Consider the following 25,069-nt stretch of genomic DNA (forward strand, 5'->3'; position numbering starts at 1 on the left):
TCTGCCAGACATAAAAAACCCGTCGGCGTTTACACGGCGACGGGTCTTCGGCGATCGACCTTCGGTCGAGGCAGGCGCATCAACGCCAGAACGGCTTGTTCAGTTCGGCGTAACGCTGGGCTTCGCTGATACCGGCATCGGCCAGGAGGCGAGCATCCAGACGGGCCAACTGATGGCGGCTGGAGATACGACGCTGCCACAGGGTCAGGGTAGCGATTACACGCAGCGGCCAAGGGGCTTTCGAGCTGGCTTCGGGGGCATCGACAAACAGATCGGAACTAAGGATATGTTCCATGGTGGTCTTCCTTCCGCTTGTGGCGGGCTTGCTTCATCGGGATGAGCAAATGATCCGCTTTCGTCGAGCGACCCAGTAGTCACAGCTATCGAAAATTGCGAGCCTTTTAATGTGTTACCTAACTAACTGTACTGTTACTGAAAGAACCAGCTGTATTGGTTGTGCCCCATCTTGGTGCGTAAATGTCACCCAAAAACCGCCTTATGGGCTATTTTTGCACACGTGACCAGTACAGTTTTGGCGCATGTAACGGGTACAGTTATGGCTAATGGTATTTTTGCGAGAATTTTTACTGCGGAAATAGCCTCTTGGTAGTTGATAGCACCAAAAATCGAATGGGAGCTATTTTTATAGCTCGGCTTGTAGCGGAACAGTGCAGTTATTCTCCTGTTTCGGTGTTGAAGCGAGTGGTTTATCTGGTGCGAAAAGAAAAAAGCCCCGGCCTGAGCCGTAATGCTGTTCACTTAAGCGGAGCGGCCTTACGATCCACTGGATACCGGGTTTTGGACATCTTCACCGTTCTTGGCCTTCCTGGCCTTGGACGGTGATCCAGAAACATCCCTCCGATACCCCCTCGTAGCTCAGCTAACCTTCTGCCTGTTGCCGACACCGGATTGGCTGCCGCCATGACGATCAATTGCACGGCAATGTACTGGCAGGCGGGCTTAAAACGGATGTCCGAAGGCATTCGGCCGAAAGCCACGGCAGCTTGGCTGGCCTCCCGCCTGACGATATTGTAAGCCAGCAAAAGCCCCCAAACTTCTTGGTAAATCAGGTCGACCTTCTTGCTACGCAGCGTCACCGCGTTCTGCTGCATCGAGCTTTTGATGTCCCTGAAGCCTAGCTCTATCTCCCAGCGCTCCAGGTACAGCTCGGCGACAGCCTCTGCGCTGTAGCCCTCGACTGGCAGCGATGTGAGTAGCGATCTGATGCCTCCTTGGCTCTCATAACTGACCTCACGTACTTCCCAATGTGTAGGCAGATTGGGGTTCCGTTTGCGGGCCTGAGGCGAGACTTTCATTCGCACGCGGCGATCATATTCGCCATAACGCTCGACTTCTTCCATCACCAGATTTTTGCGGGCTAGCGTCAACCAATGCCGATGGCTGCCTCTATCCGCCACGCTCAGCAGCAGATCAGCGCCCCAGAAGCCCTTGTCGAACAACGTGATCGAATTGTCCGGAATCTGGCTCAGGAAGGTCTCAGCCAAACGCATTTCGCTGCCGCGATATGGGCTGAGCTGGGCATCGAGGATCACGTGTGAGCGCACATTCATCAAGGCAACGAGCCGCAGCATTGGAAAAGGCGTCTGGCGTTCGGTATTTGTATTGCCAGAGCCAAAATGCTCTCTCAGCTCAGGCGAATCGGGGGTTCGAAGCAATGCACCGTCCACCGCAAACACCTGCAAACCGTTCCAGGCGCCGCCGCCGTATCGTGGCTTGAGTAGAGAGGTTGAGCGCACTTGCCACCCATTCAACAGGGACGTTCTGGGTGAAGGTACTCAGATCGGAAAAGTTGAAGAGATCGCCGAGGTCGAGCAATTGCTGCTGAATAGGCATAAAAAATCCGATACCAGAGAGCTGGTATCGGATTTTCTAGAAACCCCGGCTTGGACTCAAATGCTTAAGTGAACAGCATTACACCATACGGTGGGCTTTTTCCGAACACCTTGCAACCGCGAACTTATTCCACGGCCTTGACCATATCCTCGATGACTTTCTTGGCGTCGCCGAAGACCATCATGGTCTTGTCCAGGTAGAACAGTTCGTTGTCCAGGCCGGCGTAGCCGCTGGCCATGGAGCGCTTGTTGACGATCACGGTCTTGGCCTTGTAGGCCTCGAGAATCGGCATGCCGGCGATGGGTGACTTGGGATCGTTCTTCGCCGCCGGGTTGACCACGTCGTTGGCGCCGAGCACCAGTACCACGTCGGCCTGACCGAACTCGGAGTTGATGTCTTCCATCTCGAACACCTGCTCGTAGGGCACTTCGGCCTCGGCGAGAAGGACGTTCATGTGGCCCGGCATCCGTCCGGCGACCGGGTGGATGGCGTATTTCACGGTCACGCCGCGATGGGTGAGCTTTTCCGAGAGTTCCATCAAGGCATGCTGCGCGCGGGCCACTGCCAGGCCGTAGCCGGGAACGATGATCACGGTGTCGGCGTTGGTCAGCAGGAAGGCCGCGTCGTCGGCGGAGCCGGACTTCACCGGGCGCTGCTCCTTGCTGCCGTCCGCCGCTGCGCCGGCATCCGCGTCGGCGCCGAAGCCGCCGAGGATGACGTTGAAGAACGAGCGGTTCATCGCCTTGCACATGATGTAGGAGAGGATCGCGCCCGAGGAGCCGACCAGGGAACCGGCGATGATCAGCATCGAGTTGTTCAGCGAGAAGCCGATGCCGGCCGCCGCCCAGCCCGAGTAGCTGTTCAGCATCGATACCACCACCGGCATGTCGGCACCGCCGATCGGGATGATGATCAGCACGCCGATGACGAAGGCCAGTGCCACCAGCAGGGCGAAGGCGCTGACGTTACCGGTGAAGGTGTAGGCCAGGCCGAGACCGACGATGGCCAGGCCGACCGCCAGGTTGACCAGGTGCTGGCCCTTGAAGACCACCGGGGCGCCCTGGAACAGGCGGAACTTGTACTTGCCGGACAGCTTGCCGAAGGCGATCACCGAGCCGGAGAAGGTGATGGCACCAATGGCCGCGCCGAGGAACAGTTCCAGGCGGTTGCCGGCCGGGATCGGTGCGGTCATGTTGGACACGATGCCCAGCGACTGCGGCTCGACCACCGCGGCGATGGCGATGAACACAGCGGCCAGGCCGATCATGCTGTGCATGAAGGCGACCAGCTCCGGCATCTTGGTCATTTCGACGCGCTTGGCCATGATCGAGCCAGCGGTGCCGCCGATCAGCAGGCCGACGATGACGAAGCCGATGCCGGTGGTGGCGATCTCGGCGCCCAGCTTGAAGATCAGGCCGATGGTGGTGAGCACGGCGATAGCCATGCCGATCATGCCGAAGACGTTGCCGCGCCGCGAGCTGGTCGGGTGCGACAGGCCTTTCAGCGCCTGGATGAAACACACCGAGGCGACGAGGTAGAGAACAGTGATCAGGTTCATGCTCATGGTCAGTGCTTCTCCGCCGGCGCCTTCGGCGCTTTCTTCTTGAACATTTCCAGCATGCGTCGGGTGACCAGGAAGCCACCGAAGACGTTGACCGCGGCCAGGGCCACGGCCAGGGTGCCCATGGCCTTGCCCAGCGGGGTCACGGTGAGGGCGGCGGCCAGCATGGCACCGACGATCACGATGGCGGAGATGGCGTTGGTCACGGCCATCAGCGGGGTGTGCAGGGCGGGGGTGACGTTCCATACCACGTGGTAGCCGACGTAGATGGCCAGCACGAAGATGATCAGGTTGTAGATACCGTCGGAAATCAGGTCCATGTCGCGCCCCTTAGCCGTTCTTGCGGACGACCTGGCCGTCGCGGCACATCAGGCACGCGGCGACGATGTCGTCTTCCAGGTTGAGGTGGAACTGGCCATCCTTGTCGAGGACCAGCTTGAGGAAGTCCAGCAGGTTGCGTGCGTAGAGGGCGGAGGCGTCCGCCGGTACCAGTGCGGCCAGGTTGGTGTGGCCGACGAGGGTCACGCCGTGCTTGACCACCACCTTGTCGGCTTCGGTCAGCGGGCAGTTGCCGCCCTGGGCGGCGGCCAGGTCGATGACCACCGAGCCCGGCTTCATCTCCTGCACGGTGGCTTCGTGCAGCAGGGTCGGTGCCTTGCGGCCGGGGATCAGCGCGGTGGTGATGACGATGTCGGACTGCTTGGCGCGTTCGTGCACGGCCTTGGCCTGACGTTCCATCCAGGAGGCGGGCATGGGACGGGCGTAACCGCCGACGCCCTGGGCGCATTCGCGCTCTTCATCGGTCTCGAACGGCACGTCGACGAACTTGGCGCCGAGGGATTCGATCTGTTCCTTCACCGCCGGGCGCACGTCCGAGGCCTCGATCACAGCACCCAGGCGCTTGGCCGTGGCGATGGCCTGCAGGCCTGCCACGCCGGCGCCGAGGATCAGCACGCGGGCGGCCTTCACGGTGCCGGCGGCGGTCATCAACATCGGCATGAAGCGCGGATAGTGGTTGGCCGCCAGCATCACGGCCTTGTAGCCGGCGATGTTGGCCTGGGACGACAGCACGTCCAGGCTCTGCGCGCGAGACGTGCGCGGCGCGGCCTCGAGGGCGAAGGCGGTGATGCCGCGCTGGGCCATTCGGGCAATGTTGTCGTTGTCGAAGGGATTGAGCATGCCGAGCAGCACCGCGCCGGGCTTCATCTGCGCCAGTTCGGCCTCGGACGGGGCGACCACCTTCAGCACCAGATCGGCGCCGAGAGCGTCGGCGTCGCTGCCGATTTCCGCGCCAACGGCCTGATAGGCCGCATCCGGTTGGCTGGCAGCAAGGCCGGCGCCGCTTTGCACGGTGATCCGATGGCCTTGGCCAATCAGTTTCTTCACCGTTTCCGGGGTCGCGGCCACCCGCGTCTCGCCGGCGTGTGTTTCGAGAGGAACACCGATGTGCACTTCGTATTCTCCTGCGTGATCTTTATCTTTTTTTCGAGGTAACCAGGGCGCTACGGATGGCGCCCTGGGGACTGCTGATCGGCAGAGATCCCGCGCGTCAACTGCTCAGGTCGGCGAGGGGCGGGGCATTTTGCAGTCGAACCGCAAGGCCTTCAAGGAGTTCTGAAGTACAACTACGGAATAACTACAAGTCATCAACTGACCAGTCATTCTAGGAAACTCAGCCAAACGGCGCCCGGTCTGGGACCACAGGACTTCGCAGAGGTTTAATTACGGGCCTCACATCCTGTGCATGAATGAGACGCCATCACAGTATTTCCTTCTTTTGGACGGTAGGGATGCTGGCAAAAAGGAGCTGTCTACGTCTGTAAATGGCGCAAAGGGATATCGCGCTGACGCTGAACGGGGCAAAGCTGTAGCTGTGCCATTTATTGACTACGGGGTCAATTATCGTAACGGTTGCCCGTTCAGCTGAGCAAGCCCAGGGTCTTGGCCCGCATGATCGCCTGGGTTCGGCGCTTCACGCCGAGCTTGCTGTTGATCTTCTTGGTGTGGGTTTTCACGGTGTTCACGGAAATGAACAGGTAGTTGCCGATTTCCTGGTTGGAAAAGCCTTCGGCCAGGAGTTGCAGCACGGCCTGTTCACGTTGGCTGAGCAGGGTGCTGGCGGGAGGGACGGTCGACAGGTCGGGTGCGGTATGCCGTGCGATCGGACCCGCCGTAACGGCGGCCGTCCCCGAAAGCAATCCATACCAGCCATGTTCGAGTGCTTCTTCACGCGCCTGCTGCTCGAGTGTCGCTGCCGTTTCACGATGCAGGCTGCGCGAGATGTCGGCCAGAGCAAGTTGCGCGTCGCAGGCCAGCAGGTTGAAGTGCCTCTGCCGGCTTTTTTCCAGCACGGCCAGGAGCCGCTGTTCGGCCTCTTCCAAGCGACCTTCCGCATGTAGGCTGCGCGCATGCAGCAGTTGGCTGTTCAATGACAGCGCGGGATAGTCCGGCGGCGCCAGCCAGGGGTTCGGTTCTTCGAAGTAGCGCTGGATGCGCTCGGCGATCGGGCCGATGCGTTCCCAGCGCCCCTGGCGGGCCAGCACGCGCATGCTCTGTACCAGCTGTGCGCCGCGGTAGCAGTAGCGCCAGACCTGGCCGCAATGCATCTGCCGTTCGGCTTCGCGCAGATGGAGGAAGGCCTCGTCGAAATCACCGCGTCGCGAGCAGAGTTCGGCCAGCGTGAGGTAGCCGTGCAGGGCGAAAGGATCGGCGCAGTCGATGGCCTGGCGCAGGCCGGCTCGCAGAGGGGGCTCTGCGTCCTCGAGCCGCCCTTGCAGCAGATGCAGTTCGGCCTCCAACAGATGCAGGCGGCCGAGCAGCATGGAGTCTTCGGTCTGGCGGCGACCGAGCAGGGCGAAGCTCTGTTGCAGCAGGTGATGTGCGCGCGACAGTTCGCCCCGCAGCAGCAGCAGGCGAAGGCGATCCAGGTTGAGCAGGGTCTCGAACAACAGGCTGCCCTGGCGTCGCGCCAGCTCCAGCGCGACGCGCAGGATGTCGACGGCATTGTCCGGCTCGTCCCCAGCCATGCTGATGTGGGCGAGTGCTGAGTAGCAGAGCAGCTTGGGCATCCACTCTTCATCCGGCAAGGCCGTGAGTGCCGCCTGGCAATTCTGGCGGGCAGCATCGCCGGGATCGCCGCGCAGCGCCAGCAGACAGCCTCGCAATGCTTGCCAGTTGGCCAGCAGCTTGCGGTTGCGGCGAGCGTCCGGCTGCGGCAGGAAGCGCGCCAGTTTGGTGATGCATGGGTCGGCCTCTTCCAGCCGCCAGCTCAACAGCAGCGCCCAGGCATTCAGACTGAGCAGGCGTGGCGTGCTTTCCAGCAGCTCGGTCGGCAACCGCTCGCGCCAGGCGAGCAGATGGGCGAGGTGTTGCTCGCCGGCCAGCCATTCCTGGCTGAGGCGTTCCAGATAGGCCGCCGCCACCTCTGGCTGGCCGGCGCAGAGGGCCTGTTCGACCGCTTCCTCGACCAACCCGGCGGAGACGAACAGCCGGCACGCCCGCAAATGCAGTTGGGTCGCGGCGGTCGGGGTGAGGCGGTCGCGCAGGGCCTGGGCCACAGCCGGTAGCAAGCGGTACCAGTGGCCATGCTCGTCCAGCGCCTGGAAGAACGCATGGCGCCGCAGCAGTTGTTCGAAGAGTCGGGCGCCTTCGCCCTCTTCCCAGAGTTGCTGGCAGAGTTCGACGGAGACTTTCGGCAGGTGCGCCAGGGCATAGAGGCATTCTCGCTCGTCCGGGCCGAGGCGTTGCAGCAGCTCATGTTCTAGGTAGTCGCGCAGCCAGTGACCGCTGCCGTGCGTGCCCGCGATGGCTTGGGGGCCGTGCTGGGACAGCAACAGGCGTACACCGGCGCACCAGCCGGCGGTTTCCGTCCAGAGCTGGTCGCGTTGCTCTGGGGAGGTGTGCGGGGCCAAGTGCTGGATCAGCCGCTCCAGCTCGTTGCGGTCGAATGCCAAGTCAGCGCTGTCCAGCTCCAGCAGTTCGCCGGCGAGCAGCAGGCGCGGCAGGTTCCAGTCCGGGCGTTGGCGCGTGCTGACCAACAGGTGCAACCCATCCAGGGGCTGACTCAGGAGCAGATCGATGCAGGCGTCGAGTTCGGGGCTCGGGTGGGCGGGGTAGTCGTCGAGCACCAGCCAGATCGGCTGGTCGCGTTGGCTGAACAACTGGAGCAGTGCCTGCCCGGGAGGCAGGGCGGGAATCTGCTCGGTCAGCGCCGTGGCGACGCGCAGCAGCAGTTGTTCGGTGCTGAGGGGCTGGCCGGCGAGGCCGAGCCAGATGATCTGCTCATGGGCCGGACATTCCCGAAGGAATTCGCCGATCAGTACGCTCTTGCCGAATCCCGCCGGCGCGCACAGCAGGCGCAGCCGGCAATCTTCCTCCCGCAGTCGCCCGATCAGGCGCGGGCGGGGCTGGTGGGCAGGCGGTAGCCGCGGAACACTGAGCACGAGCGGAGCGATGCCGTTTGCGGAGCGAGCCTGGGGCATGGCGGTTCTCTCGATTGTTGTTATGGACGAACCGTAGCGAATCGAGACTAGCCCCCTCACCCGTGAGGGTGAAGGAGCATCGTCGAGACTGATACGGCGTCATAACAGGATCGAGGAACCGCCGTTGCCGTCAGCGGACCCCGGCGTTGCGCAGGGCGGCGGGAGTGTAATCGGCGGCCGAAGCCTGGAAGCCGAACTCGATGCCGCGTTTCTCCTCGTTCTTCATGCCCAGGGCGATGTAGCGGCCGGCGATGATGTCGTACAGCGCTTCGAGGGTGTAGGTGGCCACTTGGCGCTGGAAGTGGTAGCTGGCATGCCCCTCGCCAACCCGCCAGAGCTGACCGCGGCCGTCATAGTGATCGGCCAGGGCGATCTGCCAGCTGTCCTCGTCGAAGAACAGGTGGCGCTTGGCATAGATGTGCCGCTCGCCGGTCTTGACCGTCGCCTCGACCTCCCAGACGCGGTGCAGCTCGTACCGGGTCAGGTCCTGGTTGATGTGGCCGGCCTTGATCACGTCGTCGTATTTCAGGTTGGGCGAGTCCAGCTTGAAGCTGTTGTAGGGGATGTACATTTCCCGCTTGCCCACCAGCTTCCAGTCATAGCGGTCCGGGGCACCGGAGAACATGTCGAAGTTGTCCGAAGTGCGCATGCCGTCGGCTGCGGTGCCGGGGCCGTCGTAGGCCACCTGCGGGGCCCGCCGCACACGGCGCTGGCCGGCGTTGTAGATCCATGCCAGGCGCGGCTCCTTGACCTGGTCGATGGTCTCGTGGACCAGCAGGACGTTGCCGGCCAGGCGTGCCGGGGCGGTCACCCGCTGCTTGAAGAACAGCAGGACGTTGGCGGCCTTCTGCGGGTCGAGGTCTTTCATCTCGGTGGGGAAGGCGACTTCGTCCTGGAAGTGCACCAGGGTGTAGGAACCGCCGGTCTGCGGCGTGGCCTGGGTGATCAGGCGTCGGGCGTTACCGCCGCGGTATCGGGTGATGTGGTTCCACACCACTTCGACGCCGCTCTTCGGAATCGGGAAGGCGTAGTAACGGCTGTCGGAGAAGTTCGACAGGCCGTTGCCGCCGTCCACCGGCTGGGTGCTCACCGCGCTCTTCTTCGCCGCATCGTAGATCGCCTGGGGCGCGGCGACGCTGCGGTGGGTCTTGTAGACGGGAATCTTGTAGGTATCGGCGTAGCGCTTGAACATCGCCAACTGGCCGGGGGAGAGCTTGTCCTTGTACTGCTCGGCATTGGCGGCAGTGATGGTGAACAGTGGCTGCTCGTCGGCGAAGGGGTCGGCGAGGAAGCCGTTGGCATCGACGGCGGCGGCGTTGGTGGGCAGGCCACCGGTCCACTCGGGGATGCTGCTGTCGGCGTTACCGGCCTTCTCGGCGCCCAGCGGGGTGAGGGTGGTGCCCAACTGGTTGGCTTCGTCCGGCGAAACCGCGGCCATCACCGCGCCGGCCAGAAGGGACAGCGCCAGGGCGCCGTACTGCAGGATTCGTTTGCTGCTCATCGTAATCGTGTCCTTATCCGAGGCGCTTAGAAGTTGACGCCGAAGCTGAGCGCGACGAAGTCGCGGTCGGTGGTCGGGTTGTAATGGCCGCCGAAGAAGTCGGTGTAACTGAGGCTGGCGGTGTAGGTGTTCTGGTAATCGGCGTTGAGGCCGACGCTGATCGCCTTGGAGCCCTCGTTGAAGTTCGGTCCGTAGCCGTCCACGTCGTGGGACCAGGCCAGGTTCGGCGACAGGTTGATGCCGGCGATCACGTTGCTGTAGTCCAGGCTGGCGCGCAGGCGGTAACCCCAGGAGCTGCTGGTGTAGAAGCCATCGCCTTGGCATTCGTGCGGGTTGGCGGCATTGAACGCCTGGCATACACCCGGCACGCTGAACTCGCCGGCGCCGTAGATGGGGTCGCGGCCGAAGCGCAGCTCGCTGGGGTCGTCCTTGATACCACCGATGTGGTTGTAACCCACCTCGCCTATCAGGGTCAGGCGGCTGGCGCCGAGCACCCGGTCGATGAACTGGACAGCGGTGACCTGTGCCTGAGTGAAGGGCTTGCGCTGGTAGCCATGGATATCGGCGCCGGCGGCGTTAGTGGCATGACCGCTCTCGAACACCGGGTTGAACGGCAGGCCGAGGGCGGCGAAGGACAGGTCGGTGGAGTTGATCTGCATCGGCATGTTCGGCCGGTAGCTGAGTTCGCCAGACAGGGCCGTGCCGCCAACGTTGGTCTGGAAGCTGACGCCGTAGAGGTGAATGTCCTCCGGATACTCGATGAAGTAACGGGCGTTCGGTGCCCCGGGAATGAAAGCCGGGCTGGGAGTGGTGGTGCGGATGGTGCTGAATACCGGCGAGCGGCTGTGGTAGTTCATGGCATAAAGGCCGAACTCCGTATCGTTCAGCGCTTCGGAGAACCAGCGCAGGGCGATGCCGTACTGGCCGCTGTCGCGTGCATCGCGGTCGCCGGCGCGGGGGATGTAGGCATTATCGATGAAGGAATTGGTCGACTCGCCCGGCGGCAGGTCCGGACCGAACACCGTCAGGCGGTCCTCGCAGCCGTCGGCGACCACGTCGGAGGTGGAGAAGAAAGTGCCGCAGTTGTCCACCACGGTCTGGTCCCACTCCAACTGATAGAAGGCCTCCACGCTCAGGCTGTCGGTGAGGCTCTGCGACAGATAGAGCATGTTCACCGGGATCAGGCCTTCCTTGATCTCCGCGCCGGGGCGGCGGAACGCGGCGACGTCGATCGGGTTGATCGAGTTGATGCCGTTGCCGATGAAGGTGCTTTCGCCCCAACTGACCACCTGCTTGCCGACGCGGACGCTGCCGGGCAGGTCGCCCAGGCTGTAGTTGTAATAAATGAAGGCATCGAGCAACTGCGCGCCGGAGGATTTCGCCCCTTCCTTGCGGTTGTGGTCGTCGATGTCATAGAACATCCGGTGTTCGTCCTTCAGCTCGAAGTCGTACCAGTACTTGCCGCGCAGGAAGACGCCGACATCGCGATATTTCAGTTCGAGGTCGTGGGTGCCCTTGAAGATTTTCGAGAAGGTCTCGCCTTTCTTGAAGTTCAGGCGGCCATCGTCGGAAGTACGCGACGAGGCTGTACCGCCGCTGGCCGTGGAGATGAAGTCCTTGTCCGGTGCGCGCACCGCCCAGCTGGCGCCCACCGACAGTTGCGAGTCGAACTGCCCTTCGATTTCCCCGATGTTGAACGAAACGGCGTGGGCCTGGGCACTGCAGCCCAGAGCAACGGCGGCGGCCAGCGTATGCGGCCGGAAGATTCCGCGCATTGTTCTTGTTGTCATGCGGCTCTCCTGAGAGGGTTGAACGAGCCCTCATCCTAATCAGCCGAAACAGCGGCCATAACTGCCTGAAGGGGCGATTTATGGGGTCACCCGTTGGGGTGAGGCAGAGGCGGAAAAGCCGGGTCGGAGGCAGGAAAAGGGTGGGCTGGAGGGGCGTTCGGGAGGGGTGAGGCGGAGGTTTCGTTACCGATGGGGGCGAACTGTGGCCCAGCTCCCAATGGTGGCTGCGCTCCGCGAGAACAGGCGGGTTGCGTTCGTCGGAGCGCTCCGTCCAGCCATGATGGCCATATGAAATATGAGACCGGTGGCCGAGCGCGGTTATCGGGGCTTACGGTATAAAGCCTGTTGACCCGCTCTTTCATATGCGGTTTAAACCTTGTCTGGCCGCATTTCGCGCTCTCTAGGCTCTGTTTATAACGGAACTCTCCCATGTCATCTGCCGACCTCGCCGATCTGGATGCCGCTATGGCCGAGCCGGCGGCATTCCGCCGCCTGCCTTTCGCTTTTGCCCGACGCCATGGGGTCCTGCTGCGCCAGCGGGACGGCCGGCCGCAGTTGTGCGCCCGTGAGGGGGCGGCGCTGACGGCTTTGCAGGAGGCACAGCGCTTCGCCGGCGAACGCCTGCCGATCGGCTGGCTGGAGGCGGCGGAGTTCGAGCAGGTGCTGGGTGCTACTTATCAGCACGATTCTTCCGCCGCGATGCAGATGGTCCAGGGGCTGGGCTCGGACATGGACCTGGCCAGCCTGGCGGACCAGGTGCCGGAAACCGAAGACCTGCTGGAGCAGGAAGACGACGCGCCGATCATCCGCCTGATCAACGCGATTCTCGGCGAGGCGATCAAGGAAAATGCGTCGGACATCCACGTGGAGACCTTCGAAAAGCGCCTGGTGATCCGCTTCCGCATCGACGGCGTGCTGCGCGAAGTGGTGCAGCCCAAGCGCGAGCTGGCGGCGCTGCTGGTGTCGCGTATCAAGGTCATGGCCAAGCTGGATATCGCCGAGAAGCGCGTCCCGCAGGATGGCCGGATTTCCTTGCGGGTCGGCGGCCGGGAGGTGGATATCCGTGTGTCCACCCTGCCGTCGGCCAACGGCGAGCGGGTGGTGCTGCGTCTGCTCGACAAGCAGGCCGGGCGCCTGACCCTGACCCACCTGGGCATGAGCACGCGGGATCGCCAACTGATGCAGGAAACCGTGCAGAAACCCCACGGCATCATCCTGGTCACTGGCCCGACCGGCTCGGGCAAGACCACCACGCTGTACGCCAGCCTGGTCACCCTGAACAACGGCTCGCGCAACATCCTCACCGTCGAGGACCCCATCGAGTATCACCTCGAAGGCATCGGCCAAACCCAGGTCAACTCCAAGGTCGACATGACCTTCGCCCGCGGCCTGCGCGCCATCCTGCGCCAGGACCCGGACGTGGTGATGGTCGGCGAGATCCGCGACCAGGAAACCGCCGAGATCGCCGTGCAGGCCTCGCTGACCGGTCACCTGGTGCTTTCCACCCTGCATACCAACAGCGCCATCGGCGCGGTCACCCGTCTGGTGGATATGGGCGTGGAGCCTTTTCTGCTTTCATCTTCCCTGCTCGGCGTGCTCGCCCAGCGGCTGGTGCGGGTGCTGTGCCCGGCGTGCAAGCAGCCCTATCTGGCAGACGCGGCGGAATGCGCGATGCTCAACGTCGAGCCGGAAAGCCCGCCGCCGACGCTCTACCATGCCAAGGGCTGCGACGAGTGCCGTAACCTCGGCTATCGTGGCCGGACCGGTATCTATGAACTGGTAGTGTTCGACGAAACGATGCGTACCCTGATCCACAACCGGGCATCGGAACAGGAAATGACCCGCCATGCGCGCCTGCTCGGGCCGAGCATCCGCGATGATGGCATGCGCAAGGTCCGCGAAGGGGTGACCACCCTGGAGGAAGTGCTGCGGGTAACCAGGGAAGAATGAACATGCGGAACGATTCAGCGATCTCCTTCATTTATAAGCAGCGGCATGCCTGCGACCGCCGTTTCTTCGCCACGGAAGCCGGGAGCGGCGTTCGCTGATGGCCGCGTTCGAATACATCGCCATCGACCCCAAGGGGCGCCAGCACAAGGGCCTGCTGGAGGCGGACAGCCCGCGCCAGGCACGCCAGTTGCTGCGCGAGAAGCAGTGGTCGCCGCTGGAGGTGAAGCAGGCCAAGGCTCGGGAGGAACGCGGTAGCGGTGGTTTCAGCTTCGGGCATGGGTTGTCCGCCCGCGACCTGGCGCTGGTGACTCGTCAACTGGCGACGCTGGTCAGTGCGGCGCTGCCCATCGAGGAAGCGCTGCGCGCCGCCGCGGCGCAGTCCACTTCGCAGAAGATCAAATCCATGCTGCTCGCCGTGCGCGCCCGGGTGCTGGAGGGGCACAGTCTGGCGGCGAGCCTGAAGGAGTACCCGTCGGCCTTCCCCGAGCTGTACCGCGCCACCGTCGCTGCGGGCGAGCACGCCGGCCATCTGGGCCTAGTGCTGGACCAACTGGCCGACTACACCGAGCAGCGCCAGCAGTCGCGGCAGAAGATTCAGCTCGCCTTGCTCTACCCGGTGATCCTGATGGTCGCCTCGCTGACCATCGTCGGCTTCCTGCTCGGCTATGTGGTGCCGGACGTGGTCAAGGTCTTCGTCAACACCGGGCAAGAGCTGCCGGCGCTGACCAGCGGCCTGATCGCCGTGAGCGATGTGGTCAAATCCTGGGGTTGGCTGATGCTGCTCGGCGCAATCGGTGGCGTGATGGCGCTGCGCATGGCCTTGCGCGAAGAACATCTGCGCCGCCGCTGGCACGGTTTCATCCTGCGCGTGCCGCTGGTCGGCCGGCTGAATCGGGCGACCAACACCGCGCGTTTCGCCTCGACCCTGGCGATCCTGTCGCGCAGCGGTGTGCCGCTGGTGGAGGCGCTGTCCATCGCCGCGGCGGTGATCGCCAACCTGCGCATCCGCGACAAGGTGATCGAGGCGGCGCAGAAGGTGCGCGAGGGCAGCAGCCTGACCCGCGCCCTGGATGCGACCCAGGAATTTCCGCCGATGATGCTGCACATGATCGCCAGCGGCGAAAAATCCGGCGAACTGGATCAGATGCTGGCGCGTACCGCGCGCAATCAGGAAAACGACCTGGCTGCGCAGGTCGCCCTGCTGGTCGGCCTGTTCGAGCCTTTCATGCTGGTCTTCATGGGGGCGGTGGTATTGGTCATCGTTCTGGCGATACTGCTACCGATCCTTTCTCTCAACCAACTGGTGGGGTAAACGCGTGCAACGACGCAAGCAACTGGGCTTCACGCTCATCGAAATCATGGTGGTGGTGGTCATTCTGGGCATTCTCGCCGCGCTGGTGGTGCCGCAGGTGATGAGCCGTCCGGACCAGGCCAAGGTCACCGTGGCCAAAGGCGACATCAAGGCCGTTGCCGCCGCGCTGGACATGTACAAGCTGGACAACTTCGCCTACCCGAGCACCCAGCAGGGCCTCGAGGCGCTGGTAAAGCGCCCGTCGGGCAACCCGCAGCCGAAGAACTGGAACAAGGACGGCTACCTGAAGAAACTGCCGGTCGATCCTTGGGGCAACCCCTACCAGTACCTGGCGCCGGGGACCCGTGGCCCGTTCGACCTGTACTCCTTCGGTGCCGATGGCAAGGAAGGGGGCTCCGACCTGGACGCCGACATCGGTAACTGGGATCTCTGATGCGCACATCCGCAGGGGCCGGCGCCAGCGCGCCGGCCGTTACCGGCAGTGGCCTTCGCGGGAGTGCGAACGGTCCGGCTCCTGCGGAACGCCGCCAGGATGGCTTCACCCTGATCGAACTGCTGGTGGTGATGGTGATCATCGGCAGCCTGCTCAGTCTCGCGGTGCTGTCGACGGGCAACGCCAACACCAGCCGCGAGCTGCGTGATGAGGCACAGCGGCTGTCCGGCCTGATCGCCGTACTCAGTGACGAGGCCGTGCTCGACAACCGCGAGTATGGCCTGCTGGTACGCAGCGAAAGCTACCGGGTGCTGGCCTACGACGAAGCCAAGGCCATCTGGGCCGCCGTGCCCGGCCAGAACGAGCACCGTGTGCCGGTCTGGGCGCGCCTGGAACTCGAACTGGAGGGCGAGCCCCTCAAGCTGAGCGCTCCGGTCAAGGAGAACGACGACGAACCGGGGCTCAGCCAGGACGAAGAAAAGAAAGAGAAGGAAAAGAGCGGCCCTCGCCAGCCGGAGCCGCAGCTCTTGATCCTGTCCAGCGGCGAGCTGTCGCCGTTCCGCCTGGAAATCGCCGAGCGCGAGTCCAAGGGCACCGTCTACGAACTGGTCAGCGATGGCTTCCAGATGCCTAAGGCCGAACTGGCCAAGGAGCGGCGATGAAGCCTGTGTTCGGCCGTCGGCCGCGAAGCGGGGGGTTCACCCTGCTGGAAGTGCTGGTCGCCCTGGCGATCTTCGCGACGGTTGCGGCGGTGGTTTTGAGTGCCGCCGGGCGCAGCCTGACCAACGCCATGCGCCTGGAAGAAAAGACCCTGGCCGGATGGATCGCCGATAACCGCATCACCGAGCTTCAGCTCGCCAACCCCTCCCCGGGTGAGGGGCGGGAAAACAAGGAACTGGAATATGCCGGCCGCCGCTGGGAAACGCTGAGCGAAATCGAAGCGACCAGCGATCCGGGCATGCGCCGTGTCACCGTCTGGGTGGCGCCGCGACCCGAACGCAGCAGCGGCACGCCGCTGCGCGACCGGGCCGTGGTCAGCCTCACCGGCTTCATCGGGGTGCGCTGATGGCGATCAGGACCGTCCGTGGTTTCACCCTGCTGGAGCTGCTGATCGCCATCGCGATCTTCGCGCTGCTCAGCCTGGGCACCTACCGCATGCTGGAAAGCGTGCTGCACAGCGATGAGGCGACTCGCGCCCAGGAGCAGAACCTGCGCGAACTGGCCCGTGCCTTCTGGGCGCTGGAGCGCGACCTGTCACAAGTCATCGCCCGACCGGTGCGCGATGCCTATGGCGACCAGCGTGGCGCCTTCCTCGGCGAACAGCGCACGCTGGACGGCTCGGCCGCCATCGAGCTGACCCGCAGCGGCTGGCGCAACCCCACCGGGCAATCGCGCTCGCAATTGCAGCGGGTGCGCTGGCGTTTGGCCGGCGAGACCCTGGAGCGGGTCTATTGGGTCCCGCTGGACCAAGCGGTGGACACCCAGCCGCGGGTGCAGAAGGTGCTGGAAGGCGTCACGGCCATGGAGTTGCGCTATTTGGATAAGGAAAACCAGTGGCAGACTCTCTGGCCGCCGGAGCAGAGCGGCGGCAGCGAACAGGAGCGCAGCCGCCTGCCCCAGGCCGTCGAGATCAAGCTGCAGCACCGTCGCTACGGTGAGTTGACCCGCCTGCTGCGCCTGCCGGACGCGCCGGCCGAATCGTCGGCGCAACAAGGCGGTGGCGGCGAGCAAGAAGGCGGCGATGGCCAGGAGGGCGGTGACGGCGGAACGCAGCCCGAGCCGGGGGGCGATGCCGGATGAGGCGCGCGCAACGGGGCGTGGCCCTGATCACGGTGCTGCTGGTGGTGGCCATCGTTACGGTGGTCTGTGCCGGTCTGATCGCCCGCCAGCAACTGGCGATACGCAGCACTTCCAATCAGATGCAGGCGCGACAGGCCTGGCACTACGCTCTGGGCGGCGAGGCCCTGGCACAGTCAATCCTGAGCCGCGACCTGAAGGCGCCCGGCAGCAACCCGCAGCAGCCGGTCGATCATCTGCGCGAGGCCTGGGCCAAACCGCTGCCGGTATTCCCCATCGACCAGGGCGAAATCGCCGTGCGCATCGAGGATCCGACCGGCCGCTTCAACCTGAACAATCTCGTCCAGCAGCGCCAGCTCAACCAGCCGGCCTACCAGCAGTTCCAGCGCCTGCTGATGCTGCTGGGCCTGCAGCCGGGCTACGCCGATCGCCTGGTCGACTGGCTGGATGCCGATCAGGAACCGCGTGGCGAGCAGGGGGCCGAGGATAACCAGTATCTGCTGCTCGACCCGCCGTACCGCACGGCCAACCGGGAGTTGACCGACGTTTCCGAGCTGCGCCTGCTGCTCGGCATGAGCGACCTGGAGTTCCGCCGCCTGGCTCCCTATGTCACGGCGCTGCCAGCCGGTACGGCACTCAACGTCAATACCGCCAGCGCCATGGTGCTGGCCACCCTGGTCAACCCGCCGAACCCCAGCGTGGGCGAGGAACTGGTTGCAGGACGGCGTGAGGAAGGCTATCGCGACCTGAATGCCTTCATCAGCCAGCCGGCCCTGGCGGGAGCCGGGCAGCAGAACCAGAAGCTGTCCGTGGGCAGCAATTATTTCCTGGCCATCAGCGAGGTGCGGGTGGCCGACCGCAAGCAGGTGCTGGTCAGCCTGCTACAGCGTGAGAACACCGGCCGCATCCGCGTGCTGCAACGCAATCTGGGCCGGCAGGCAATTCTGCCGGTGGCCCAACGAGGTGACGAAGAATGAACACCATGGACTGCCTGTTTCTGCCGCCCGATTGCGGGCCGGAGTTGAGCGCGGGCCTCCGCGTATACCACCTGCCCGCCGGAAGCGAGGGCGCCAGGATGAGCCTTGAGGACTGCGCCGCAGCCGTTCAGGGCCGGGCAGTCGCCCTGGTGCTGCCGGCCGAAGTGTGCAGCGCCCTGGCGGTCGCCCTGCCGACGCAGAAGGCGCGCTGGCTGCGCCAGGCTTTGCCTTACGCGGTGGAGGAGCTGCTTGCCGAGGACGTCGATCAGCTGCATCTGGCGCTGGGCGAGCGGCTGTCCGACGGTCGCTACCGGGTCATCGCGCTGCGCCGCAGCCTGCTGGCCGGCTGGCTGGCGCAACTGGAGGCGCAGGGGCTGAAGGTCGGTGCGGTGCACGTGGATGCCGACCTGTTGCCGCGCGACGGCACCCAGGTGCTGGTGTTGGGTGATCGGGCGCTGGTCGGTGGTGTGAGCGAAGCGCGTCTGGCGGTCGCCGCGGAGGACTGGCCGATGCTGGCGGATCAGTTGCCGCTGCCCTTCCATCTGTACGGCGAGACGGAAGAGCCTCCGCTGGAAGTCGGCGAGTACCGCCGGGTGATCGAGCCTTACCGCTTCCTGGCCGATGGCCGCTCACTGGCGGTCGACCTGGCCCAGGCCGAGTTCGCCGTGCGCCAGGAAGGCGGCAGCCTGGAGCAGTGGAAGCCGCTGCTGGCCGTCGCCGGTCTCTGGCTGGTGTTGCAGGTCGGCTTCAACCTGGCCCAGGCCTGGTACCTGGAGCGCCAGGGCGATGCCTACTCCGCCGAAAGCCAGGCGCTGTACCGCGAGCTGTTTCCCGAGGACACGCGCATCGTCAATTTGCGTGCCCAGTTCGCCGAGCACCTGGCCCAGGGCGCCGCGTCGGGTTCCGGGCAGTTCCTGCACCTGCTCGATCAGGTCGCCGGCCCGCTGCAAGCGCCGAACCTGACCCTGATCCAACTGGATTACAGCGAGAACCGGGGCGATCTGGCCCTGCAGGTGCGGGCCAGCGATTTTGCCGAGCTGGAGCAGTTGCGCCAGCGCCTCAGCGAAGCCGGCCTCGCGGTGCAGATGGGCTCCGCCAGCCGTGAAGAAGGCGGCGTGACCGCCCGTGTCGTCATAGGAAGCTGAAGTCATGCAGGCACTCGTTCAACTTCGACAGCAACTCAGCGCGCGCGCGACCAGTTCGCCGCTCTGGCAGCGTTGGCAGCAGATGGCGCCGCGCGAACGCATGGCGCTCGGTCTGCTCGGCGCGTTCCTGATCGGTGTGGTGCTCTACCTGAGCATCTGGCAGCCGGCCGCCCGCGAACTCAAGGACGCGCGCAATTACTACCAGCAGCAGCGGGAGCTGAATGCCTACCTGCAAAGCAATGCGGAGGCGGCTCGCCAGGTTTCCGCCAAGCCCCAGGTCAGCCTGGAGGCCGAGCAACTGCAAGGGCTGGTCACGCGTACCGCCCAGCAGCACGGGCTGGTGGTGGAGCGTTTCGACAGTGATTCCGAAGGGCTGCTGGTCAGCCTGGCCGAAGCACCGTTCGCCGCCATGCTGCGCTGGTTCGGTGAGTTGCAGGCACAGGGTGTGCGACTGGCCGAGGTCAGCCTCGACCGGGCCAGCACCGGCAAGGTGAACGCGCGGCTGACCCTCAAGGCTGGCGGCTGATCCCGCGGGCTGCTCCGCCGGGGTCGGTGACCTCGGTGGGGTTCTCCTCCCGGTAGCGCCGCGCCTCTTCCACCAGCCAGTCGCGGAAGGCGCGCAGCGCCGCCGATTCCACCTTGCGCTCCGGGATGATCAGGTAATACGCCTTGTCGCTGTGGCTGGCATGCTCCATCGCCACCACCAGCCGGCCTTCACGCAGCTCGCGTTGGATCAGGAACGGAGGGATCAGCGCTACGCCCATTTCGTGCTCGGCGGCCTGGGCGAGCATGGAGAACAGCTCGTAGCGCGGCCCGGTCATGTCCCGCGCCACGTTCATTCCCAGCGAATCGAACCACTGCCGCCAGGCATAGGGACGGGTGGTCTGTTGCAAGAGCGGCAGCCGGGCGATTGCCTCGGCGTCGAGCTGCGCACGGCCCGCCAGCAAGGCCGGGCTGCACACCGGCATCGAATTCTCCGGCATCAGGAAATACGCCTCGGTGCCCGACCAGTCGCCATCGCCGAAATAGAGCGCGGCATCGAACTCGGTATCGGCGAACAGGAAGGGGCGGGTGCGGTTGGTCAGGTTCACCGTGACCTGCGGATGCAGTGCCTGGAAGTGTTTCAGCCGGGGCAACAGCCATTGCGTGCCGAAGGTCGGCACCACCGCCAGTTCGAGCCGGCCGGCGCCATGCTGGCCCATCACCGAGAGGGTGTCACGCTCCACCGCATCCAGTTGCGCGGCCACCCGCCGGCTGTAGGAAAGGCCCGCCTCGGTCAACTTCACACCGCGTCGCGAGCGGCGGAACAATTCGATGCCTAGGAATTCTTCCAGCGCACCGATCTGCCGGCAGATGGCGCTCTGGGTCAGGCTCAACTCGTCGGCGGCCTTGGTGAAGCTTTCGTGGCGGGCGGCGGCCTCGAAGGCGAGGAGCGCGGAGGTGCTGGGAATCTTGCGGCGCATCTATGCGGTTGACTCAAGGAAAACGGGCGAAAGATGGCCTTAACCTTATCTCGAAGTGAGTAAAACGCACAATAGCGTGCGAAATCGTCGTTTGCCCTCCTCTCCGTCGTTGCCTAGCATCAGGACATCGAATGGAGCGGCTTCCCGCTTCTAGCCACTGTCCGACGAGGTTTTCCATGGCCAAAGCAAGCTTCAACTGGATCGACCCGCTGCTGCTCGATCAGCAACTGACCGAAGAAGAGCGCATGGTGCGTGACAGCGCCGCGCAGTTCGCCCAGGACAAGCTGGCTCCGCGCGTGCTGGAAGCCTTCCGCCATGAGCGCACCGACCCGGCGATTTTCCGCGAGATGGGCGAAACCGGCCTGCTCGGCGCGACCATTCCCGCCGAATACGGTGGCAGCGGTCTGAACTACGTGTGCTACGGCCTGATCGCCCGCGAGGTCGAGCGCATTGATTCCGGCTATCGCTCGATGATGAGCGTGCAGTCGTCCTTGGTGATGGTGCCGATCTTCGAATTCGGCTCCGAGGCGCAAAAGCAGAAGTACCTGCCCAAGCTGGCCAGCGGCGAGTGGATCGGTTGCTTCGGCCTGACCGAACCCAATCACGGCTCCGACCCGGGCTCGATGGTGACCCGGGCGAAGAAGGTGGACGGCGGCTACCGCCTGAGCGGCAGCAAGATGTGGATCACCAACAGCCCGATCGCCGACGTGTTCGTGGTGTGGGCCAAGGACGATGCCGGCGATATCCGCGGCTTCGTCCTGGAAAAAGGCTGGGAGGGCCTGAGCGCCCCGGCGATCCACGGCAAGGTCGGCCTGCGGGCATCCATCACCGGTGAGATCGTCATGGACAACGTGTTCGTCCCCGAAGAGAACGCCTTCCCCGAGGTGCGCGGCCTGAAAGGACCCTTCACCTGCCTGAACTCGGCCCGCTACGGGATTTCCTGGGGCGCGCTGGGTGCCGCCGAATTCTGCTGGCACACCGCGCGCCAGTACACCCTGGACCGCCAGCAGTTCGGCCGTCCACTGGCGGCCAACCAACTGATCCAGAAGAAGCTGGCGGACATGCAGACCGAGATCACCCTGGCCCTGCAAGGCTGCCTGCGCCTCGGCCGGATGAAGGACGAAGGTACCGCGGCGGTGGAAATCACCTCGATCATGAAGCGCAACAGCTGCGGCAAGGCCCTGGATATCGCCCGTATGGCCCGCGACATGCTGGGCGGCAACGGTATCAGCGACGAATTTGGCGTGGCCCGCCATCTGGTCAATCTCGAAGTGGTGAACACCTACGAGGGCACTCATGATGTTCACGCGCTGATTCTTGGTCGAGCCCAGACCGGTATCCAGGCGTTCTTTTAAAAGAGCAGCGGCAAGCCGCACGCTTCAAGCCGCCAGACAGCGGCACGGGCCCGCGGCTTTCGAACCGAACATCCATCAAGCGCCAGGAGTCCGACCGTCGACCGGGTGCAACTCTTGTCGCTTGAAGCCTGCAGCGTGAGGCTCCGCTTATGTCCGCACTGTCCCATATCCGTGTGCTCGACCTTTCCCGCGTGCTGGCCGGGCCCTGGGCCGGGCAGATCCTGGCCGATCTCGGCGCCGAGGTGATCAAGATCGAGCGCCCTGGCGTCGGTGACGACACCCGCCATTGGGGCCCGCCGTTCCTCAAGGATGCGCAGGGCGAAAACACCCGCGAGGCGGCGTATTACCTGTCGGCCAATCGCAACAAACAGTCGGTGACGGTGGACTTCACCCAGCCGGAAGGCCAGCAACTGGTCCGCGAGCTGGCCGCCAAGGCCGATGTGGTGCTGGAGAACTTCAAGGTCGGCGGGCTGGCGGCCTACGGGCTCGACTACGCGTCGCTCAAAGCGCTCAACCCGCGCCTGATCTACTGCTCCATCACCGGCTTCGGGCAGAACGGTCCTTACGCCAAGCGCGCCGGCTACGACTTCATGATCCAGGGGCTGGGCGGGCTGATGAGCCTGACTGGGCGCCCGGAGGGCGAGGAGGGTGCCGGCCCGGTGAAGGTGGGCGTGGCGTTGACCGACATTCTCACTGGCCTGTATTCCACCGTGGCGGTGCTCGCCGCCCTGAACCATCGCGACCAGAGTGGCATCGGCCAGCACATCGACATGGCTTTGCTCGACGTGCAGGTCGCCTGCCTGGCCAACCAGGCGATGAACTACCTGACCACTGGCGTACCGCCCCGGCGGCTGGGCAATGCCCATCCGAACATCGTGCCTTACCAGGATTTCCCCACGGCCGACGGCGACATCATCCTCACCGTGGGCAACGACAGTCAGTTCCGCAAGTTCTGCGAGGTCGCCGGCTTCCGGGAGTGGGCCGACGACCCGCGTTTTTCCACCAACCAGGCCCGCGTCGCCCATCGCGCCGAGCTGATTCCGCTGATCCGCCAGGCCACGGTGTTCAAGACCACCGCGCAATGGGTCGCCTTGCTGGAAGAGGCCGGGGTGCCGTGCGGGCCGATCAACGACCTGGCCCAGGTGTTCGCCGACCCGCAGGTCCAGGCTCGCGGATTGCGCGTCGAGTTGCCGCATCCCCTGGCCGGCACGGTGCCCCAGGTGGCCAGCCCGATCCGCCTCTCCGAAACACCGGTGCAATATCGCAACGCCCCGCCGCTGTTGGGCGAGCACACCGAACGGGTGCTCGGCGAGGTGCTGGGCTTGAGCCCCGAACGCATCGCCGCGCTGCGTGAGGCGGGGGTGGTCTGAGCACCATTCGAGGGAAGCCGGGAAACCCATCGACTAAACTCTCGCCGACTTCGACGGCCTAACGAACTGTCGAACCAACCGGGAGACAACGATGCGGACAACGTGGAAGGCGACTTGGCGACTGATTCCTCTGCTCTGGCTGGCAGCCCTGCTGACCGGTTGCGGCATCAACAACATCCCGCGTTACGACGAGCAGGTGAAAGCGGCTTGGGCGCAGGTGGAAAACCAGTACCAGCGTCGGGCCGATCTGATTCCCAACCTGGTGGAAACGGTCAAGGGTTACGCCAGCCACGAGCAGGAGACCCTGACCGCGGTGGTGGAGGCGCGGGCCAAGGCGACCTCCATCCAGGTGGATGCCAATACCCTCGACGATCCCCAGCGGCTGCAGCAATTCCAGCAGGCCCAGGCCCAGCTCACCGGGGCCTTGAGCCGACTGATGGCGGTGTCCGAGCGCTACCCCGACCTCAAGGCGAACCAGAACTTCCTCGCCCTGCAATCCCAGCTGGAAGGCACCGAGAACCGGATCGCCGTGGCCCGGCGTGATTTCATCGCGGCGGTCGAGCGCTACAACACGGAAATCCGCACCTTTCCCGGCCGGATTTGGCACATGATCCTGTACAGCGACATGCCGATCCGCGAGAGCTTCGAGGCCACCGCCAAGGATGCGGAACAGGCGCCGCAAGTGAAGTTCTGATGCGCCTTCGCGCCCTTCTGTGCCTGGCTGTTCTGCTGCTCTGCGGCCTTGCCCGGGTGCAGGCGGCGGAGCCGACGTTTCCGCCGCTGACCGGCCGTGTGGTGGATCGGGCGGACATGCTCGATCCGGCGGCCGAACAACGCCTGTCCGGCATGCTCGCCGCCCACGAGCAGGCCACGGGCGAGCAGGTGGTGGTGGTGACGCTGCCAGACCTCCAGGGCCGGAGTATCGAAGAGTTCGGCGTGGCGCTGGGACGCCACTGGGGCATCGGCCAGAAGGGCAAGGACAACGGCGCCCTGTTGATCGTGGCACGTGAGGAGCGGCGTGTACGTATCGAGGTCGGTTACGGCCTCGAAGAGCGCCTGACCGATGCGCAATCCGCCCTGATCATCAACGGCGTCATCCTGCCGGCGTTCCGCCAGGGCGACTTCAGCCGGGGTATCAGCGAAGGCGCGGCGGCGATGATCCAGGTGCTCGGCGGCGAGCCCCTGGCCAGCTCGGTCGATCCCGCGGCAGCCAAGCAACCGCCGGGGCTCATGGCGTTGGGGTTCTTCTTCATGATGCTGGTGGTCATTGCCCTGCTGGGCGGCGGCGGTGGCCGGGGCTTGCTCCTGGGAGCGCTGCTCGGCGGCATGGGCCGGGGCTCCGGCTTGGGAGGGGGTGGCGGTTTCGGCGGTGGAGGCGGTGGCTTCGGCGGGGGTGGTGCCTCCGGCGGCTGGTGAGGCCTGCCGGCGCGACAGGATGAATCGAGGGGACAGATGACGCTATTGAGCGAAGCCGAGCTGCAACGCGTGGCCGATGCGATCACCGAGGTGGAGCGCCATACCGATGCCGAACTGGTAACGGTGCTGGCGACGCGGGCGGACGATTACGCCTACATCCCGTTGCTCTGGGCCAGTCTCGTCGCCCTGATGCTTCCCGGAGCGGCGAATTTCTTCGGTGGCTGGCTGAGTGCCGCGCAACTGTTGCTGGTGCAGTGGCTGACCTTTGCGCTGCTGGCCCTGCTGGGGCGTATCCCGTCCTTGACCAGCCGGCTGATTCCTCGCGCGGTGCGGCATTGGCGGGCCGCCAATCTGGCCCGCCGGCAATTTCTCGAGCACAACCTGCATCACACCGAGGCCGGCACCGGCATGCTGATCTTCGTCTCGGAAGCGGAGCGTTACGTCGAGATCATCGTCGACCGGGGCATTTCCAGCCGGATCGACGACGGTGCCTGGCAGGCGCTGGTGGACGTTTTCACGGCAGAGGTTCGCCGTGGGCGGACCCTGGAAGGCTTCCTCGGTTGCATCCGGGGCTGCGGCGAGTTGCTCCAGCAACACGTGCCGGCGACACACGAACGCAACGAGCTGCCCAATCGGTTGATCGTCCTGCCTTGAGGGAGTGCCG

Annotated in this window: 22 protein-coding genes and 1 pseudogene; 14 read left to right on the top strand and 9 right to left on the bottom strand. The window is 64.6% G+C overall.

Going from position 1 to position 25,069, the window contains the following annotated elements; genetic code table 11:
• Positions 1 to 79: 79 nt before the first annotated feature.
• The 8 genes and pseudogenes from PIN01S_RS21050 to PIN01S_RS21085 all read right to left on the bottom strand — a co-directional run bounded on the left by PIN01S_RS21050 (position 80) and on the right by PIN01S_RS21085 (position 11,187).
• Positions 80 to 295 carry a DUF1127 domain-containing protein gene (locus tag PIN01S_RS21050; RefSeq protein WP_084338650.1) on the bottom strand — a complete coding sequence of 72 codons (216 nt, stop codon included), beginning with the start codon at positions 293 to 295 and terminating at the stop codon, positions 80 to 82.
• A gap of 460 nt (positions 296 to 755) precedes the next feature.
• Positions 756 to 1,730 (bottom strand): annotated as a pseudogene (locus PIN01S_RS21055) (IS4 family transposase); the annotation flags it as partial.
• A 248-nt stretch (positions 1,731 to 1,978) separates the two neighbouring features.
• A complete protein-coding gene (locus PIN01S_RS21060) occupies positions 1,979 to 3,418 on the bottom strand; it encodes an NAD(P)(+) transhydrogenase (Re/Si-specific) subunit beta (RefSeq protein WP_084338652.1) in 1,440 nt (479 codons plus the stop codon).
• Between the two features lie 2 nt (positions 3,419 to 3,420).
• Positions 3,421 to 3,735 carry an NAD(P) transhydrogenase subunit alpha part 2 gene (locus PIN01S_RS21065; protein WP_084338654.1) on the bottom strand — a complete coding sequence of 105 codons (315 nt, stop codon included), beginning with the start codon at positions 3,733 to 3,735 and terminating at the stop codon, positions 3,421 to 3,423.
• A 10-nt stretch (positions 3,736 to 3,745) separates the two neighbouring features.
• The gene (locus tag PIN01S_RS21070; protein WP_084338656.1) at positions 3,746 to 4,867 is read right to left on the bottom strand and encodes a Re/Si-specific NAD(P)(+) transhydrogenase subunit alpha; all 1,122 of its coding nucleotides are present in this window, start codon (positions 4,865 to 4,867) and stop codon (positions 3,746 to 3,748) included.
• Between the two features lie 467 nt (positions 4,868 to 5,334).
• Positions 5,335 to 7,896, bottom strand: coding sequence for a LuxR C-terminal-related transcriptional regulator (locus PIN01S_RS21075; protein WP_084338658.1), 2,562 nt, complete (start codon positions 7,894 to 7,896; stop codon positions 5,335 to 5,337).
• 130 nt (positions 7,897 to 8,026) lie between these two features.
• A complete protein-coding gene (locus PIN01S_RS21080; protein WP_084338660.1) occupies positions 8,027 to 9,397 on the bottom strand; it encodes a DUF1329 domain-containing protein in 1,371 nt (456 codons plus the stop codon).
• A 26-nt stretch (positions 9,398 to 9,423) separates the two neighbouring features.
• Entirely contained in the window at positions 9,424 to 11,187 is a 1,764-nt protein-coding gene (locus tag PIN01S_RS21085) for a DUF1302 domain-containing protein (RefSeq protein ID WP_084338662.1), read from the bottom strand.
• Positions 11,188 to 11,616: 429 nt separating this feature from the next.
• On the opposite strand from PIN01S_RS21085, the gene gspE reads away from it, so the two are divergent.
• From gspE to PIN01S_RS21130, 9 genes are all read left to right on the top strand, one after another.
• On the top strand, positions 11,617 to 13,137 hold the full coding sequence (gspE, locus tag PIN01S_RS21090; protein WP_084338664.1) for a type II secretion system ATPase GspE: 1,521 nt from the start codon (positions 11,617 to 11,619) through the stop codon (positions 13,135 to 13,137).
• A 97-nt stretch (positions 13,138 to 13,234) separates the two neighbouring features.
• Positions 13,235 to 14,449, top strand: a complete 1,215-nt coding sequence (gene xcpS, locus PIN01S_RS21095) for a GspF family T2SS innner membrane protein variant XcpS (RefSeq protein WP_084338666.1) — start codon at positions 13,235 to 13,237, stop codon at positions 14,447 to 14,449.
• Positions 14,450 to 14,453: 4 nt separating this feature from the next.
• Positions 14,454 to 14,882 carry a type II secretion system major pseudopilin GspG gene (gene gspG / locus PIN01S_RS21100; RefSeq protein ID WP_084338668.1) on the top strand — a complete coding sequence of 143 codons (429 nt, stop codon included), beginning with the start codon at positions 14,454 to 14,456 and terminating at the stop codon, positions 14,880 to 14,882.
• Entirely contained in the window at positions 14,882 to 15,544 is a 663-nt protein-coding gene (gspH, locus tag PIN01S_RS21105) for a type II secretion system minor pseudopilin GspH (protein WP_084338670.1), read from the top strand. The genes gspG and gspH overlap by 1 nt, the downstream gene beginning before the upstream one ends.
• Entirely contained in the window at positions 15,541 to 15,948 is a 408-nt protein-coding gene (gene gspI / locus PIN01S_RS21110) for a type II secretion system minor pseudopilin GspI (protein ID WP_084338672.1), read from the top strand. Before gspH ends, gspI begins: the two co-directional genes overlap by 4 nt.
• Positions 15,949 to 15,953: 5 nt before the next feature.
• Entirely contained in the window at positions 15,954 to 16,682 is a 729-nt protein-coding gene (gspJ, locus tag PIN01S_RS21115; protein WP_090257379.1) for a type II secretion system minor pseudopilin GspJ, read from the top strand.
• Entirely contained in the window at positions 16,679 to 17,656 is a 978-nt protein-coding gene (gspK, locus tag PIN01S_RS21120; protein WP_084338676.1) for a type II secretion system minor pseudopilin GspK, read from the top strand. The genes gspJ and gspK overlap by 4 nt, the downstream gene beginning before the upstream one ends.
• Positions 17,657 to 17,661: 5 nt before the next feature.
• Entirely contained in the window at positions 17,662 to 18,801 is a 1,140-nt protein-coding gene (gspL, locus tag PIN01S_RS21125; RefSeq protein ID WP_084338719.1) for a type II secretion system protein GspL, read from the top strand.
• Between the two features lie 4 nt (positions 18,802 to 18,805).
• On the top strand, positions 18,806 to 19,327 hold the full coding sequence (locus tag PIN01S_RS21130; protein ID WP_084338678.1) for a type II secretion system protein M: 522 nt from the start codon (positions 18,806 to 18,808) through the stop codon (positions 19,325 to 19,327).
• On the opposite strand, the gene PIN01S_RS21135 is transcribed toward PIN01S_RS21130, so the two are convergent.
• Positions 19,311 to 20,264 (bottom strand): LysR family transcriptional regulator, encoded by a 954-nt coding sequence (locus tag PIN01S_RS21135; RefSeq protein ID WP_084338680.1) that lies wholly within the window; start codon positions 20,262 to 20,264, stop codon positions 19,311 to 19,313. The genes PIN01S_RS21130 and PIN01S_RS21135 overlap by 17 nt on opposite strands.
• 176 nt (positions 20,265 to 20,440) lie before the next feature.
• Between PIN01S_RS21135 and PIN01S_RS21140 the strand changes: the two genes are divergently transcribed.
• The 5 genes from PIN01S_RS21140 (at position 20,441) to PIN01S_RS21160 (ending at position 25,059) form a co-directional block, all read left to right on the top strand.
• Entirely contained in the window at positions 20,441 to 21,619 is a 1,179-nt protein-coding gene (locus PIN01S_RS21140) for an acyl-CoA dehydrogenase (RefSeq protein WP_084338682.1), read from the top strand.
• A gap of 149 nt (positions 21,620 to 21,768) precedes the next feature.
• A complete protein-coding gene (locus tag PIN01S_RS21145; RefSeq protein WP_084338684.1) occupies positions 21,769 to 22,989 on the top strand; it encodes a CaiB/BaiF CoA transferase family protein in 1,221 nt (406 codons plus the stop codon).
• Between the two features lie 91 nt (positions 22,990 to 23,080).
• The gene (locus PIN01S_RS21150; RefSeq protein WP_084338686.1) at positions 23,081 to 23,683 is read left to right on the top strand and encodes a LemA family protein; all 603 of its coding nucleotides are present in this window, start codon (positions 23,081 to 23,083) and stop codon (positions 23,681 to 23,683) included.
• A complete protein-coding gene (locus tag PIN01S_RS21155; RefSeq protein ID WP_084338688.1) occupies positions 23,683 to 24,405 on the top strand; it encodes a TPM domain-containing protein in 723 nt (240 codons plus the stop codon). Before PIN01S_RS21150 ends, PIN01S_RS21155 begins: the two co-directional genes overlap by 1 nt.
• Before the next feature lie 36 nt (positions 24,406 to 24,441).
• Positions 24,442 to 25,059, top strand: coding sequence for a TPM domain-containing protein (locus PIN01S_RS21160; protein ID WP_084338690.1), 618 nt, complete (start codon positions 24,442 to 24,444; stop codon positions 25,057 to 25,059).
• Positions 25,060 to 25,069: the final 10 nt, after the last annotated feature.

The sequence above is a fragment of the Pseudomonas indica NBRC 103045 genome (genome assembly GCF_002091635.1).
GTDB lineage: Bacteria > Pseudomonadota > Gammaproteobacteria > Pseudomonadales > Pseudomonadaceae > Pseudomonas_M > Pseudomonas_M indica.